The organism is Kitasatospora setae KM-6054 (assembly GCF_000269985.1).
Lineage (GTDB): Bacteria > Actinomycetota > Actinomycetes > Streptomycetales > Streptomycetaceae > Kitasatospora > Kitasatospora setae.
On the sequence record NC_016109.1, the window covers coordinates 1,102,660 to 1,117,417 of the forward strand.

The 14,758-nt window shown below is 76.2% G+C and carries 14 protein-coding genes; 7 read left to right on the plus strand and 7 right to left on the minus strand.

Features of this window, described 5'->3' with window-relative positions; all coding sequences use genetic code 11:
- Positions 1 to 32: 32 nt before the first annotated feature.
- Positions 33 to 464 (plus strand): GNAT family N-acetyltransferase, encoded by a 432-nt coding sequence (locus tag KSE_RS04825; protein WP_014134150.1) that lies wholly within the window; start codon positions 33 to 35, stop codon positions 462 to 464.
- A 61-nt stretch (positions 465 to 525) separates the two neighbouring features.
- Positions 526 to 1,086, plus strand: coding sequence for a GNAT family N-acetyltransferase (locus KSE_RS04830; RefSeq protein ID WP_014134151.1), 561 nt, complete (start codon positions 526 to 528; stop codon positions 1,084 to 1,086).
- An 8-nt stretch (positions 1,087 to 1,094) separates the two neighbouring features.
- Here KSE_RS04830 and KSE_RS04835 read toward each other — a convergent pair whose 3' ends face one another.
- The 5 genes from KSE_RS04835 to KSE_RS41960 form a co-directional block, all read right to left on the minus strand.
- Positions 1,095 to 2,090, minus strand: a complete 996-nt coding sequence (locus KSE_RS04835) for a CehA/McbA family metallohydrolase (protein WP_014134152.1) — start codon at positions 2,088 to 2,090, stop codon at positions 1,095 to 1,097.
- Positions 2,091 to 2,146: 56 nt separating this feature from the next.
- The gene (locus KSE_RS04840) at positions 2,147 to 2,617 is read right to left on the minus strand and encodes an NUDIX hydrolase (RefSeq protein WP_014134153.1); all 471 of its coding nucleotides are present in this window, start codon (positions 2,615 to 2,617) and stop codon (positions 2,147 to 2,149) included.
- Positions 2,618 to 2,757: 140 nt separating this feature from the next.
- Positions 2,758 to 4,977 (minus strand): NADP-dependent isocitrate dehydrogenase, encoded by a 2,220-nt coding sequence (locus tag KSE_RS04845; protein ID WP_014134154.1) that lies wholly within the window; start codon positions 4,975 to 4,977, stop codon positions 2,758 to 2,760.
- Positions 4,978 to 5,078: 101 nt separating this feature from the next.
- Entirely contained in the window at positions 5,079 to 6,584 is a 1,506-nt protein-coding gene (locus KSE_RS04850; protein WP_014134155.1) for an SDR family oxidoreductase, read from the minus strand.
- A 198-nt stretch (positions 6,585 to 6,782) separates the two neighbouring features.
- Complete coding sequence (locus KSE_RS41960; RefSeq protein WP_051055101.1) at positions 6,783 to 7,445, minus strand: helix-turn-helix domain-containing protein; 663 nt, start codon at positions 7,443 to 7,445, stop codon at positions 6,783 to 6,785.
- Positions 7,446 to 7,779: 334 nt separating this feature from the next.
- Between KSE_RS41960 and KSE_RS04860 the strand changes: the two genes are divergently transcribed.
- A complete protein-coding gene (locus KSE_RS04860; RefSeq protein WP_014134157.1) occupies positions 7,780 to 8,643 on the plus strand; it encodes a universal stress protein in 864 nt (287 codons plus the stop codon).
- Positions 8,644 to 8,725: 82 nt separating this feature from the next.
- On the opposite strand, the gene KSE_RS04865 is transcribed toward KSE_RS04860, so the two are convergent.
- Together KSE_RS04865 and KSE_RS04870 are read right to left on the minus strand one after the other, a co-directional pair.
- The gene (locus tag KSE_RS04865) at positions 8,726 to 10,414 is read right to left on the minus strand and encodes a PP2C family protein-serine/threonine phosphatase (protein ID WP_014134158.1); all 1,689 of its coding nucleotides are present in this window, start codon (positions 10,412 to 10,414) and stop codon (positions 8,726 to 8,728) included.
- A gap of 371 nt (positions 10,415 to 10,785) precedes the next feature.
- On the minus strand, positions 10,786 to 11,352 hold the full coding sequence (locus KSE_RS04870) for an NADPH-dependent FMN reductase (protein WP_014134159.1): 567 nt from the start codon (positions 11,350 to 11,352) through the stop codon (positions 10,786 to 10,788).
- A gap of 80 nt (positions 11,353 to 11,432) precedes the next feature.
- On the opposite strand from KSE_RS04870, the gene KSE_RS04875 reads away from it, so the two are divergent.
- The 4 genes from KSE_RS04875 to KSE_RS04895 all read left to right on the plus strand — a co-directional run bounded on the left by KSE_RS04875 (position 11,433) and on the right by KSE_RS04895 (position 14,707).
- Positions 11,433 to 11,753, plus strand: coding sequence for a pirin-like C-terminal cupin domain-containing protein (locus tag KSE_RS04875; RefSeq protein WP_014134160.1), 321 nt, complete (start codon positions 11,433 to 11,435; stop codon positions 11,751 to 11,753).
- Positions 11,754 to 11,899: 146 nt separating this feature from the next.
- Positions 11,900 to 12,592: a TetR/AcrR family transcriptional regulator gene (locus KSE_RS04880; RefSeq protein ID WP_014134161.1), complete on the plus strand. Its 693-nt coding sequence runs from the start codon at positions 11,900 to 11,902 to the stop codon at positions 12,590 to 12,592.
- Between the two features lie 113 nt (positions 12,593 to 12,705).
- Positions 12,706 to 13,431 carry a dienelactone hydrolase family protein gene (locus KSE_RS04885; protein ID WP_014134162.1) on the plus strand — a complete coding sequence of 242 codons (726 nt, stop codon included), beginning with the start codon at positions 12,706 to 12,708 and terminating at the stop codon, positions 13,429 to 13,431.
- 154 nt (positions 13,432 to 13,585) lie between these two features.
- On the plus strand, positions 13,586 to 14,707 hold the full coding sequence (locus KSE_RS04895) for a LacI family DNA-binding transcriptional regulator (protein WP_014134163.1): 1,122 nt from the start codon (positions 13,586 to 13,588) through the stop codon (positions 14,705 to 14,707).
- Positions 14,708 to 14,758 lie beyond the last annotated feature (51 nt).

Consider the following 14,758-nt stretch of genomic DNA (forward strand, 5'->3'; position numbering starts at 1 on the left):
AACCGCCGCCCACCCCGGAGGGAACCCGCCCGATGCGCACCGCCGCCGACGACCTCGCCGCCTTCCTGCACGCCCAGGGCCTCGACCCGGACGGCCTGGACCAGCCCGGCACCCTGCTGTGGACGATCCGGGACGCCGCCGGCCCGACCGCCAGCGCCGCCCTGGAGCCGTCCGGACGGGCCGCCCTGCTGCGCAGCGTCGCCGTCCGCCCGGACCGGCGCGGCACCGGCACCGCCCGCCGCCTGGTCGAGGACGTGCTGGCCGAGGCCGCGGCCGGCGGGGTCCACCGCGTCTACCTGTTCTCCACCGACGCGGGCGCGTTCTGGCAGCGGATGGGCTTCCGCGAGGTCCCCGTCCCGGAGGCCGCCGCCGCGCTCCCCGACGCCCCGCAGGTCCGCCGGTACCTGGCGGACGGCTCGCTGGCCGACGAGGTCGCCTGGTGCCGCGACCTCGTCGCCCCCTGACGGCGACGCACCGCGGCCGCCCCTTGACGGCGCGTCGAGCGCGCGCGGTACGTTGGCGCGCATGATCGAAACCCCGGCCACGCCCCTGCCCTGGCCCCCGGCCCCGATCCGGACCGCCCGGCTGCTGCTGCGCGAACCCGTCGCCGGCGACCGGGCCGCGGTCGTCGAGCTGTTCACCTCCCCCGAGGTCGGCACCTACATCGGCGGCCCGCGCCCGCGCGAGGAGTTCGAGCGGAGGCTCGACGCGGCGCCGCAGGGCCGCCCCGGCCTGCTGGCGGTCGACCTGGACGGGGAGCTGATCGGCGTCGTCACCCTCGACCTGCGCGCCCCCGACCGTCCCGGCCGCCTGCACCCCGAGCACCTGCGCCCCGCGGACGGCGAACGCGAACTCGGCTACCTGTTCCTCCCCCGTGCCTGGGGGCGCGGCTACGCCACCGAGGCGTGCGCCGCCGCGCTCGACTGGCTGGCCGGCGTGCGGCCCGGCGAGCCGGTCGGGCTCTGCACCCAGACCGCCAACACCGCCTCCGTCCGGCTCGCCGAACGGCTCGGCTTCACCGAGCTGGAGCGCTTCGAGGAGTTCGGCGCCGAACAGTGGTTCGGCGTCCGCCACCCGCCCCGGTAGCGGCCCGGCTACCCCAGCAGGACCGGGTTGGTCAGCGCCGCCGGCCGCCCGTCCGGGCGGCGGACCTCGATCCGGACGAACCCGCTCTCCGCGGCGTCCGTGTGCCAGCGCAGCAGCGCGTCGGCCGGGGCCCGGTGGGCCCGGCCGCGGCGGGTGCGGAAGTGGACGGTGCTGCCGTCGGGGACGCCGGAGAGGCGCAGGGCCAGTTCGACGGGGGCGCCGGCGGTGCGGAGGCGTTCGCCGACGGCGGCGCTGCGGCCGGCCGCTTCGGCGGTGAACTCCAGCTGTACGGCGGCGGATTCGGCGATCCAGCTGCGTCCGGCCCGGAGCGCGGCGAGGACGGCGGGGGCGCTCAGCTCCTCGGCGTGCACGACGGTCTGCGGGGTGCCGAGCCGGCCGGGCAGGTGGGTGTCGCTGCTGCCGACGGCGGGCTGCCAACCCGGCCGGCCGGCCAGGGTGTCCGCGCCGAGGCGGCGGCCCCACTCGGCGAGCGAGGCCTCGTTGTCGGCCTGCCACGGCAGGTCGCCGGACCACTGCCCGTTCCACACCTCGACGGCGTCGAAGGACTCCAGCGGGTACATCAACTCCCCGCCGGGGTACGGCGCGTGGGGGTGCGCGGCGACGCACAGGCCGCCCTCCGCGCGCACCCCGCGCAGCACCTCGGCGAAGGCCGGGTCGCCCACCCGGTGCGTCCAGTCGGCGAGTCGGCCGGGGCGCAGGCCGAGGGCCAGCCAGTGGCCGGTGGCGGTGGTGACCTCCTCGCCGAGCAGGACCAGCAGGTCGTCGCCGCCCAGTCCGGCCCAACTCCCGGCGGCCATCGGAGCGTTGTGCTCGGTGGCGGCCAGGAAGTCGAGCCCGGCGGCCCGGGCCGCGGCGACCAGCTCGGCGGGGGTGAGTTCCCCGTCGGAGCGGGTCGAGTGCACGTGCGGGTCGCCCCGGTACCAGCCGGGTCCGCGCCCGGGGAGCCGGGCCGGCGGAAACGTCGGGGCGGTGTGCTGGATCATGGCAGCCTCCTGACCGGCTCGACTCACGGGCGCGGCCGGGCGGTTCCGGGCGGCCGTCAGCCCAGGGCGAACCAGGGCGCGGGCCCGTCGGCGAGGGCCTTCTCCAGCAGCAGGGTGTCGTTGCGGGTGAGCGGCGGGAGCGCGTCGAGCGGCCACCAGGCGACCGCGAGCGACTCGTCGTCGTTGACTACGGCCTCGCCGGCCAGCGGGCGGCAGCGGAAGGCGATGTCGAGGTACTGCACCCGGTCGCCGTTGGCGCAGGCGAAGGCGGGCAGGCTGAGGACGCTGGTGATCCGCTCGGGGCGGACGGTGACGCCGGTCTCCTCCCGGACTTCGCGGACGACGGTGTCGGCGGGCTGCTCGCCGGGTTCGACGATCCCGTGCAGCAGGGCCCAACGCCCGGTGTCGGAGCGCCGGTTGAGCAGGATCCGGTCGTCCTCGACCACCACCGCGGTGATGCCGGACAGCCACAGCGGGTCGTGTCCGATGTGTTCGCGCAGGTCCAGGATGAACTGGGGAGTCGGCATACGGTGCACTGTAGTGCGCGCCCGCCCGGGGCCCGGGGAGCGCCACCCCCGCCGCCGGAGGGGCCGGGAACGCGGGACGCCGCCGCCGGCCACCCCCGGGGAGGGGGCGGCCGGCGGCGGCGTCAGCGGCCGGCGAGGGGTCAGGCGAGCGAGCCGAGCGCGTCGTTGAGGGTCTTCGACGGGCGCATCACGGCGGCGGCCTTGGCCGGGTCGGGCTGGTAGTAGCCGCCGAGCTCGGCGGGCTGGCCCTGGACGGCGATCAGCTCGTCGACGATGACCTGCTCCTGCTCGGTCAGGGTCTGGGCGAGCGGGGCGAACGCGGCGGCGAGCGCGGCGTCCTCGGTCTGGGCGGCCAGCTCCTGGGCCCAGTACAGGGCGAGGTAGAAGTGGCTGCCGCGGTTGTCGATGCCGCCGAGGCGGCGCGAGGGCGACTTGTCCTCGTTGAGGAAGGTGCCGGTGGCGCGGTCCAGGGTGTCGGCGAGGACCTGGGCGCCGGCGTTGCCGGTGGTGGCGGCCAGGTGCTCGAAGGAGGCGGCCAGCGCGAAGAACTCGCCGAGCGAGTCCCAGCGCAGGTAGTTCTCCTTGACCAGCTGCTGGACGTGCTTGGGGGCGGAGCCGCCGGCGCCGGTCTCGAACAGGCCGCCGCCCGCCATCAGCGGGACGACCGACAGCATCTTGGCGCTGGTGCCCAGCTCCAGGATCGGGAACAGGTCGGTCAGGTAGTCGCGCAGCACGTTGCCGGTGACCGAGATGGTGTTCTCGCCGCGGCGGATGCGCTCCAGCGAGAGCTTGGTGGCCTCGACCGGGGTGAGGATCCGGATGTCCAGGCCCTCGGTGTCGTGCTCGGGCAGGTACGCCTTGACCTTCTCGATCAGCACGGCGTCGTGGGCGCGCTCGGCGTCCAGCCAGAACACGGCCGGGTCGCCGGTGGCGCGGGCGCGGGTGACGGCCAGCTTGACCCAGTCCTGGATCGGCAGGTCCTTGGTCTGGCAGGCGCGGAAGATGTCGCCGGGGGCGACGGCCTGCTCCAGGACGGTCTCGCCGTCCGCGTCGACCAGGCGGACGGTGCCGGCGGCGGGGATCTCGAAGGTCTTGTCGTGGCTGCCGTACTCCTCGGCGGCCTGGGCCATCAGGCCGACGTTCGGGACGGAGCCGATGGTGGCCGGGTCGAGGGCGCCGTTGGTGCGGCAGTCGTCGATGGTGGCCTGGTAGACGCCCGCGTAGGAGCTGTCCGGGATGACGGCGAGGGTGTCGGCCTCCTGGCCGTCCGGGCCCCACATGTGGCCGGAGGTGCGGATCATGGCCGGCATCGAGGCGTCCACGATGACGTCGCTGGGGACGTGCAGGTTGGTGATGCCCTTGTCGGAGTCGACCATGGCCAGCGCCGGGCCGTCGGCGAGCTCGGCGTCGAAGGACGCCTTGATCTCGGCGCCGTTGGCGAGCTTGTCCAGGCCGGCCAGGATGCCGCCGAGGCCGTTGTTCGGGTTCAGGCCCGCGGCGGCCAGGTCGGCGCCGAACGCGGCGAAGGTCTTCGGGAAGAAGGCGCGGACCACGTGGCCGAACAGGATCGGGTCGGAGACCTTCATCATGGTGGCCTTGAGGTGCACCGAGAACAGCACGCCCTCGGCCTTGGCGCGGGCGACCTGCGCGGCCAGGAACTCGTTCAGCGCGGCGGCGCGCATCACGGAGGCGTCGACGACCTCGCCGGCCAGCACCGGGACCTTCTCGCGCAGCACGGTGACGGTGCCGTCCTCGGCGACCAGCTCGATCCGCAGCGCGCCGTCGGCGGCGATCACGGCGGACTTCTCGGTGGACGCGAAGTCGTTCTCGCCCATGGTGGCGACGTTGGTCTTGGAGTCGGCCGTCCAGGCGCCCATCCGGTGCGGGTGGGTCTTGGCGTAGTTCTTGACCGACAGCGGCGCGCGGCGGTCGGAGTTGCCCTCGCGCAGCACCGGGTTGACGGCGGAGCCCTTGACCTTGTCGTAGCGGGCGCGGACGTCGCGCTCCTCGTCGGTCTGCGGCTCGTCCGGGTACTCGGGCAGGGCGTAGCCCTGGGCCTGCAGCTCGGCGATCGCGGCCTTGAGCTGCGGCACCGAGGCCGAGATGTTCGGCAGCTTGATGATGTTGGCGCCGGGGGTCTTGGCCAGCTCACCGAGCTCGGCGAGGGCGTCCGCGATGCGCTGGTCCTCCTGGAGGTACTCCGGGAAGACGGCGATGATCCGACCGGCCAGCGAGATGTCGCGGGTCTCCACGCTCACACCGGCGGTGGCGGCGTACGCCTGGACGACCGGCAGGAACGAGTACGTGGCGAGGGCGGGGGCCTCGTCCGTGTGGGTGTAGATGATGGTCGAGTCAGTCACCGTAGCTCCAGCTTCCACGTCTGCAACGTCTTGATGTCAAGATATCTCGTCCCGGGGGTGTCTCCGCAACCAACCCCCCGGTCGGGTCGCCGGTGAGGTCTCTACCTGTGGGGCCGCTCCGCCGTCCGGTCGGCCTCCGGGTCGGACTCGGCGCGGGCCGCGATGTTGCGGGCCATCCCGCCGAAGACCACGGCGTGGAACGGGGCGACCGACCACCAGTAGAGCTGCCCGGCCAGGCCGTGCGGGTGGAACAGGGCGCGCTGGCGGTAGCACGAGCGGGTGCCGTCGGGGGTGACGGTGAGTTCCAGCCAGGCGAGGCCGGGCAGCCGCATCTCGGCGCGCAGCCGGAGCAGCCGGCCGGGTTCGATCTCCTCGACCCGCCAGAAGTCGAGCGAGTCGCCGACCCTGAGCCGTCCGGGTGAACGTCGGCCGCGGCGCAGTCCGACGCCGCCGGCCAGCCGGTCGAGCAGGCCCCGGACGACCCAGGCGAGCGGGAAGGAGTACCAGCCGTGCTCGCCGCCGATGCCCTCGACGACCCGCCAGAGCGCCTCGGGCGGGGCGTCGACCCGGCGCTCCCGGACGTCCTGGTAGAGGCTGCCGCCGGCCCAGTCGGGGTCGGTGGGCAGCGGGTCGCTGGGCACGCCGGGCAGCGAGGCGGAGGACCAGCGGGTGGCCACCTCGTCGTCGCGGACCCGGCGCAGCGCGAGCTCGACCGAGCGGTCGAAGCCGATCGGGCCGCCGGGCGGATCGGGGATCCAGCGCTCCAGGTCGTGCTCGGAGCGGACCACCTCGTGGCGCAGCGACTCGACCAGCGGCCGGGCCAGCCCGCCGGGCACCGGGGTGACCAGGCCGACCCAGTGCGAGGAGAGCGAGGGGGTGAGGACGGGCAGGGCCAGGATCAGCCGGCGGTGCAGGCCGGCGACGCGGGCGTAGCGCTGCATCATGGCGCGGTAGGTGAGCACCTCGGGGCCGCCGACGTCGAAGACCCGGTCGGTGCCGGGGTCGTCGGGCAGGTGGGCGGCGGCGGTCAGCAGGCGCAGCACGTCGCGGACGGCGATCGGCTGGATCCGGGTGTCGACCCAGCGCGGGGTGACCATCACCGGGAGGCGCTCGGTGAGGTGGCGGAGCATCTCGAAGGAGGCCGAGCCGGAGCCGATCACCACGGCGGCGCGCAGTTCGGTGACGGCCGTGCCGCCCTCGCGCAGCGCCCGGCCGGTGGCGACCCGGGAGCGCAGGTGCGGGGAGAGCGCGCCCTCCGGCAGGTCGGGCGGGACGAGGCCGCCGAGGTAGACGATCCGGCGGACGCCGGCCCGGGCGGCGGCGCGGCCGAAGGCCCGGGCGGCGTCCCGGTCGACGGTCTCGAAGTCGGGGCCGGTGCCGAGCGAGTGCACCAGGTAGTAGGCGACGTCCACGCCGTCGAAGGCCCCGTCCAGGGTCTCGGGGCGGGTGACGTCGCCGGTGGCGGTCTCCACGGCGGCCCGCCAGGGGTGGTCGCGCAGCCGGGCGGGGTCGCGCACCAGGCAGCGCACCCGGGCCCCGTCCGCGAGCAGTTCGGGCACCAGTCGCCCGCCGAGGTACCCGGTGGCACCGGTCACCAGACAGCGCACGTCGTCTCCTCCGGTCGGCCCCCTGTCCCCCCTCCGATTCTTCTCCCTCGTCTTCGGAGCCGCCCCGGCCGCGGATCGCTCCGCGGGTGGATCGGGGGCCGCGTGCCCGTGGACGCGGTGCCGGGCGGGGGGCGGGGGGCTTCTCCCGGGGGGCCCGGGCGGACTTCCGCTCCGCCCGGTCCCCCCGGGTCGGGACGGCTACGCCGCGGCCCGGCCGCCGGCCGCCCGGATGGTCCGTCCGGTGACGGTGGTGGGGGTGAGCCGGACCCAGCGGCCGTGCGCGGGGGGTTTGGGCAGTTCGGCGAGCAGGGCCGGTTCGGTGACGTAGTCGAGCGGGCCGACCATCAGCACGCTCCAGCCCTCGTGCAGGTCCCGGTCGGCGCGGTCGACCTCGAAGGCGGCGTCGCCGCCGGGGCCGGGGGCGAGCAGGCCGTCCTCGGTGGTGCGGTAGAGGACGGTGTGGTCGTGCGCGAGGTAGCCGACCGGGCGCACCACGGGCCCGTCCGGCCCGGTGCGGGCGATCCGGCCGAGGCCGTTGGAGCCGAGGCGCTGCCAGCACTCGGCGACGCTGAGCTCGCCGAGGACCGGCGGGCCGACCAGGGCGGGGCCGTCCGGGCGCTTCACCCGTTCGGCGGGTCGACCGGCCACCAGCTCCTCGTACTCCAGGCCGAGGACGGCGGCCAGCCGGAGCAGCGCGGGCGGGTCGAAGTCGCGTCCGAGTTCCAGGACGCGGTGCAGGTAGGCGGTCGACATGCCCGCCTGGGCGGCTGCCTGCGCCTCGGTGAGGCCGAGGTCGGCGAGGCGGTCGGCGAAGCGGTGGGCGAGCGCGGTCCCGGGGGCCGGGGCGTGGTCGGTGGTCACTTCGGTCACCTCCCGTGGGTCGTTCGGTCCGGCCGGCGGCCCTGGACGTTCGCGGACGCCCGGTCCGGTCGGTACCTCCATGGTGCGGGATCGGGGGCCGCTCCGGGCAGGGGCCTTGGACCCCGACCGGACCTTCGAACCCCGCTTCGAGGCTCGAATCCGGGACCAACGGCCCTGCCCGGCCGGGCCCGCCGACCCTGGCGGGCCCGCGCGGGCGGGAGCAGAGTGGGCCACGACCCCGCCCCGGTCCGGACCCCCGGCGCCGGGCGACGGGGGTCCGCACGGGGAAGCCGCGCAGGGAAGCCGCGCGGGGAAGCACAGGGAAGGCACTGCCATGACTCGTCCCGTTCTCGCCGCAGTAGACGCGTCCGTCCGCAGCCGGGCCGCCGCGCACTGGGCCGCCCAGGAGGCCGGCCGGCGGGAGGCCCCGCTGCGGCTGCTGCACGCCTGGCCCTACCTGGGGCGGAAGGCGAACGACCTGGTGAAGGCCGACGACCTGGAGAGCGGCGCGCAGGCGATGCTCGGCGACGTCGCCGAGGAGCTGCGGGCCGCCTACCCGGGCCTGGAGGTGACCGGCGAGCTGGTGCCGGACGCGGCGATCGACGGGCTGACGGCGGCCGCCGGGCAGGGGCAGCTGCTGGTGATCGGCACCCGGGGCCTGGGCGGCTTCCGGGGGCTGCTGGTCGGCTCGGTCAGCCTGGGCGTGGCGGGCCGGTCGGCGGCGCCGGTGGTGCTGGTCCGCGAGGGCCGCCCGGAGCAGCCGTCGCACGAGCCGGAGGTCGCGGTCGGCCTGGACGCGCTGGAGCCGAACGACGCGGTGCTGGAGTTCGCCTTCGAGCAGGCCCGGCTGCGCGGCGCCCGGGTCCGGGTGGTGCACGGCTGGGAGCTGCCGCCGACCTACGGGTACGCGGGGTGGATCCCGATCGAGACCGAGCAGCAGGAGCTGGGCGCGCTGGCGGTCGGCATGGTCGCCGAGGCGGTCGCCCCGTGGCGGGAGAAGTACCCGCGCACGCTGGTCCTGGAGGACGTCCGCACCGGTGGCGGCGCGGCCGCGCTGGTCGAGGCGTCCGAGCAGGCCGACCTGGTGGTGGTCGGCCGCCGCCGGCGCACCCTGGGCCTGGGCAGCAGGCTGGGCTCGGTCGCCCACGCGGTGATCCACCACGCGCAGGCGCCGGTCGCCGTCGTCCCGCACGACTGACCGGCCCCGGCCCGGCCCCGACCGCGTCCGTCCCGCCGCGCCGCCTCCCCCGGTGCCGGCGGGGCGGACGCTCCGGATCCGCCTACCGGTCGAAGCGGAACGCCAGCAGCGTGGCGTCGTCCTCGGAGAGCGGTCCGGACATCTCGCGCACCACCGCGTCCACCAGTTCCTGCAGGTCGGGGCCGGTCGCGCAGTCCCGGACGGCGTGCTTGCGGACGGCCGCGCAGAGCGCCTCGATCCGGACGTCGATGTCCTGGTCGCGGCGCTCGACCAGGCCGTCGGTGTACAGCAGCACGGTGTCGCCGGGGCGGACGTACGTCTCCACCGCGCGGTAGGACACCTCGGGCAGGACGCCGAGCGGCGGGCCGACGTCGGCCTCCAGCGGCTCGACCCGGCCGTCGCGCAGCAGGACCGGCGGCGGGTGGCCGGCGCAGATCCAGCGCAGCAGGCGCCGGCCCGGGTAGTAGCGGGCGACAACCGCGGTGGCGGTGGCCTCGTCGCCCTCGTCGCAGGCGATCCGGTTGAGCCAGCCGCCGAGCGACTCGACCAGCGCGCCGGTGAACGCCAGCCCGGCCAGCGCGTGCCGCAGCATCGACATCAGGGCGACCGCGTCCAGCCCGTGCCCGCGCGCGTCGCCGACCGCCAACAGCACCTGACCGTCCGGGAGTTGGCGCACCTTGTACCAGTCGCCGCCGACCCCGGCCTCGGCCGGGCGGTAGGCGGCGGCGGTGCTGACGCCGAGCCCGGTGAGGACGGCGGAGTGCGGCTGCAGGGCCTCCTGGAGGCGCTGGACGACGTGGTGCTCGGCGTCGGCGCGGCGGGCCTGGCGCTCGGTCTCCTCCTCCTGCTCGCGCAACCGCCGCCGGCTCTCCGACAGCTCGGTGACGTCCTGCAGCACCGCCCGCAGGCCCTCCACCGGGCCGTCCTCCTCCCGCACCACCTCGGCCACCAGCCGGATCCGGCGCGGCCGGCCGACCCCGTACAGCTCGGTCAGCACGTCGATGTCCGCGCCGGTGGTCAGCAGCCGGTCGAGCTCCTGGTAGAGGGCCGGGCGGGCGGTCTCGGTGACCCGGCGCAGCGCCCGGCCCGGGGGGACGACGGCGGTGTCCGGCGGCAGGCCGAGCAGGACGGCCAGGCCGGGCGAGATGTCGAGCCGGCCGTCGCGCAGGCCCCACTCGGCCCAGCCGACCCGGGCGATCCGCTGCGCGGCGCGGGCGATCTGCTCGGTGCGGTCGTCCGGCCACACCAGCAGCAGCCGGCGGCCCAGCCGGTGCACGGTGACCCGCTCGTGCCGCAGCCGGGTGCGGCCGCCGGACAGCACCGCACGCCAGCGCACCGGGACGGCCCGGGCCGCCAGCCCCGTCCGCAGCACTTCGGCGACGGCGTCCGCGAACGCGGCCGTCCACAGCCCCGGATACGCCTCGCGCAGCGAGATGCCACCGCCCGCGCCGGCCTCCTGGTAGGCCGGGCCCGGGTGGAACGGGTGCCGGACGGCGGCCTCGTTCAGGATCACCGCGGCCAGGTCGCGGACGCCCCCGCCGGCACCCGGCACCGGCTCCGCCAGCACGGCGGGCTGCGGGACGGCGTCGAGCAGGTGGTGCAGGTCGGGGTCCGGCGGCCGGGCCAGCTCCGGGTCCAGCGCCTCCTCCGGGACGATCGGCGGCGGCCCCGGCGGCTCGACCGGCCGGACCAGGCGCTGCTCCCCGCGCAACCGCTCGACGGTGCGGCGCAGGGACTCGCCCCGATCGGCCTGCTCAGGTCGCCCGTCCACCGCGGCCCTCCTCCCTCCGCTCGGTGCTCCCCCGCTCACCCGTCCGGTCCGTCCGGTCCGTCCGGTCCGTCCGGCCTGCCATGCCTGCTGCCGGCCTGCTGCCGGCCGCCCGCTTCTCCAGCCTGCTCCGCCCGGCGCTCTCCGCCACTTTTCCGGCGCCCCCGCCGGGCGGCGACCCCGGCGGACCGGACGGGTGAGCGGCGGCGCCGGCCGTCCCGCCTTCCGTCCTGGTTCCGCCGGGGTCGGCGGTCGGCGGGGCGGGCGGTCCCGGGGCGGGCGGCCCGCTCAGCGGACGCGGACCAGGAACTCCCGGATGAGTGCGGCGATTTCGGGGCCGCGGCTCTCCGGCGCGAAGTGGCCGGCGGCGGGGCTCAGCGGGCGTCGATCTTCTCCTGCAGGGCGGTGAGCAGCCCCTGGAGCAGGCCGACGGTGGTCTCGTCGGTGAGGTTGCCCTCGGCGTCGAAGCGCTCGTGGGAGCGGAAGACGATCACCTCGGGCTTCACCACGACGTCGCTCTCGGTCCACACGAACACCTGACGCAGGGCGAGTTGGGCCCGGACGGAGCCGAAGTTGGTGGGCGCGGCGCCGAGGATCGCGGTGGGCTTGCGGTGCAGCGGCAGGCCCTCGGTGCGGGTCCAGTCGGTGCTCAGCCAGTCGAGGGCGTTCTTCAGCACGCCGGGGATCGAGTAGTTGAACTCGGGGGTGGCGATCAGCAGTCCGTCCGCCTCCTGGACCTTGCGGCGCAGCTCGCTCACGGTGGCCGGGCGGAGCTCGGGGGTGTCCAGGTCGTAGTCGTACGGGGGCAGTTCGCGCAGGCCGTCGTAGATCTCGATCTGCTGGTCGGCGGGCGTGTGCTTCTGTGCGGCGCGCAGCAGCCGGGTGTTGTGCGAGTCGGCGCGGAGCGAGCCGGAGATGGCGAGGATCTTGGTTGCGGTCATGCCGAGAAAACTAAACGGATCAGTTCAGCTTGTCAACCAAACGGTTCAGTCTTGACAGTGAACTGCTCAGTACAGTTCAGTTGGGCCATGCTCACCGAGACCGCCGCCCCGCCCCCGCCCACCACAACGCCGCGGCCCACGTCCTGACCGGCCGCGCCACCGCCGGCGGCAGCACGCTCCCCGACGGCCGCCTCGCCGTCCTCGGCACCGGCCGCGAACGCTTCACCGTGCGCGCCGACGGCGGCCCCGCCGAGGCGCTGGTGCTGGTGCTGGCGCCGGCCGGCGAGCCGATCGGCGAACCGGTGGCCCGCGGCGGCCCGTTCGTGATGAACACCGCCGCCGAACTCCGGCAGGCCCAGCAGGACTTCACCCGCGGCGCGACGGGGCGGATGCCGTTCTGACCGCCGACTCGGCGGCGCGGCCCCCGGGGCGGGCCCGCCGGTCCTGCCGGGCGTCACCGCAGGTCCGGCGGCCGCCGTCGTTGCAGACCGAACGGTTCAGTTCATACACTGGGCCACCCCCGACCCCACCACCGAAGGGCCGCACCATGAGCGCCGACCACCCCCGCGACCCGCTCGACGAGTACGGCATCCCGACCATCCCCGACCCGTCCGAGGCCGCCTCCCGCAAGCGCCGGGCCATCATCGACGCCGCCCTCGCCGAGTTCCTCGCCGAGGGCTACTCCGCCGCCTCGATGGACTCCATCACCAAGCGCTCCGGCGTCTCCAAGGCCACCGTCTACAAGCACGTCGGCAGCAAGGAGCGCCTCTTCCTCGCCGTCGTCGGCGGCGTCCTGCCCCAGACGTACGCGGACCTCACCCCGGCCGGCACGACCCTCGCCACCGCGCCCGACCTGCGGACCGGACTGATCCGCCACACCACCGAACTGGCCCGGATCCTGCTGCGCCCCGAGATCATGTCGCTGCGCCGCCTGGTCATCGGCGAGATCGACCGCTTCCCCCAGCTCGGCGCCCTCTGGTACCGCGTCACCTACGACATGAACAACGCCCCCCTGGTCGAGGCCCTCACCGCCCTCGCCACCCGCGGCGAACTCGACCTCCCCGACCCGTCCCTGGCCGTCCAGCAACTCTTCGCCGCGACCGCCGGCATCCCCCAGCTCATCCACACCTTCGCCCCCACCACCCCCGCCGACCCCGCCACCCTGGCCACCCAGATCGCCGCCGGCGTCGACCTCTTCCTCGCCCGCTACACCCCCCGCCCGTCGGCGGGCGCCGCGTGACATCCGTCATGGGTGATCACGGACCGCCGACACTGCCGGGCCGGCCCCGCGCCGCCGGATGATCGTGGTCACGGCGGGACGACGAGGACCACCGGGACCACGAGGGGGACGAGTTGAGCGGGAACCAGCGACGGACGCCGGAGCTCCTGGCACTGGGCGGAGCGGCCGGGGCGGGTGCGGTGCGCGGGGTCGCGCTGCTGCTGCCCGGCGGGGCGGTGCGCGGGCACGGGCGGGCGTCCCGGGTGGCCGCCTGGGGGATGGCCGCGCCCGGGCGGCGGCTGGCCGGGGAGGGGCGGGCGGACGGGGTGGCGGTGCTGCGGCTGCGCTACCGGTTCCGCGGCTGGAACGGCCCGGCGGCCGACACCCTGGCCGACACCCGCTGGGCGCTGGACGCGGTCCGCGCCGCGCACGGGGACGGGGTGCGGATCGCGCTGCTGGGGAACTCGCTCGGCGGCCGGGCCGCCTTCCGTGCGGCGGACCACCCCGGCGTGGTGGCGGTGGCGGGCGTCGCCCCGTGGCTGCCGGCCGGCGAACCGGTCGGACAGCTGGCCGGCCGTCCCGCGCTGATCGTGCACGGGGACCGGGACCACGGCGAGGCCGGGGCCGCGCAGTCGCTCGCCTACGCCGAACGGGCCCGCGCGGCCACCGCGCTGCGCCGGCTGGAAGTACCGGGCGCCGGACACCTGCTGCTCTCCCGGGCCGCGGACGCCTGGGCGCCGGCCGTCGACTTCCTGCTCGACGCGCTGGCCGGGCGCGACCCGTTCCACCGCCTGCCGCCCGAGGACGCCGCCGCTCCGCTGCGCACCCCCGTGCCGGTCGGGTACGGCACGCGGCACTGAGCACGGCAGCGCTGAGCGCGGCGGGGCGGTGGGCGGGCGGGTCCTGTCAGAAGCCTTGACGGTCCACCGACCAGGACCCTACGGTGCGGTCACCGATGGCCCCGGGCGGGTGGCCAGCGGCCTCCCCCACCCCGCGCCAGGAAGGGCGACCGCGTTGCCCGTTCACCCGCTCCCCCAGCCGACGAGCGCCCCCCGCCAGCCGGGCGGCGCCCTCCCGTTCCCGACCCCGTACGAGCAGCCGACCCCCTACGAGCACCAGGTCCCGTACGAGCCGCCGTACGCCGAGGCTGCGTGCGTGGAGGCGCCGACGCTGGCCCAGGTCGCGGCCCGCGCGGGCGTGTCGAGCGCCACCGCGTCCCGGGTGCTGAACCGGTCCGCGCCGGTGTCCGCGGAGATCGCGGCGCGGGTCGAGCGCGCGGCCCGCGAGTTGAGCTACGTCCGCCGCCGGGCGCCCGCCGCGACGGCCCGGGACACCGGGGCGATCGCCGTGGTGGCGTTCGCCGACCTGCTGCGCTTCCATGCCGACCCGTTTCCGGTGCGGCTGCTGGCGGGCGCCCAACGGGTGGCTCCGGAGCGGGAGTTGGTGGTGATGGCGGCGGGCCCCGGACCGGCCCGGCCGTCGCTGGTGCGCTATCTGTGCGGCGGGCACGTGGACGGCGTGCTGCTGGTCGGGCGGTGGGGCGATCCCGCGCTGCCGGGGCTGTTGCAGGCCGCGGGCGTGCCGGTGGTGTCGCTGGGGCGGCCGCCGCAGTCGCAGCGACTGGCGCACGTGGACGCCGACAACCTGAGCGGCGCGCGCGCCGCCGTCCACCTGCTGCACCGGGCCGGGCGGCGGCGGATCGCGACCATCGCCGGGCCGCCGGACACCGCCGCGGGCGCGGACCGGCTGGCCGGCTACCGGCGGGCACTGGCCGACCAGGGCGACCCGGCGCGCTGCGCGGTGGCGTACGGCGACTTCGGGTCGCGCTCCGGCGAGCACGCGATGCTCCGGCTGCTCGACCAGTACCCGGACGTGGACGCGGTGTTCGCCGCGTCGGACGCGATGGCGGTGGGCGCGCTGCGGGCGCTGCGCCGGCTCGGGCGGCGGGTGCCGGACGACGTGGCGGTGGTCGGCTTCGACGACTCGCCGGCCGCGGCGACGGCCCGGCCGGGCCTGACCACCGTCCGCCAGCCGGTCGAGGACCTGGGCGCCCGGGCGGTGGAGCTGCTGCGGGACCCGGCGCCGGGCCGGTCGGTGGTGCTGCCGACCCATCTGGTGGTGCGCCAGTCCTGCTGACTCCCGGTCTGACAACCCGTGCGTGCCACAAGCGAGTTGGAGGTTCCGTGG

Bases quoted from the DNA above. Each gene is read 5' to 3' on its own strand.
- KSE_RS04830 (WP_014134151.1), top strand. From the start codon at position 526: ATGATCGAAACCCCGGCCACGCCCCTGCCCTGGCCCCCGGCCCCGATC.
- KSE_RS04880 (WP_014134161.1), top strand. From the start codon at position 11,900: ATGAGCGCCGACCACCCCCGCGACCCGCTCGACGAGTACGGCATCCCG.
- KSE_RS04840 (WP_014134153.1), bottom strand. From the start codon at position 2,617: ATGCCGACTCCCCAGTTCATCCTGGACCTGCGCGAACACATCGGACAC.
- KSE_RS04860 (WP_014134157.1), top strand. From the start codon at position 7,780: ATGACTCGTCCCGTTCTCGCCGCAGTAGACGCGTCCGTCCGCAGCCGG.
- KSE_RS04870 (WP_014134159.1), bottom strand. From the start codon at position 11,352: ATGACCGCAACCAAGATCCTCGCCATCTCCGGCTCGCTCCGCGCCGAC.
- KSE_RS04825 (WP_014134150.1), top strand. From the start codon at position 33: ATGCGCACCGCCGCCGACGACCTCGCCGCCTTCCTGCACGCCCAGGGC.
- KSE_RS04835 (WP_014134152.1), bottom strand. From the start codon at position 2,090: ATGATCCAGCACACCGCCCCGACGTTTCCGCCGGCCCGGCTCCCCGGG.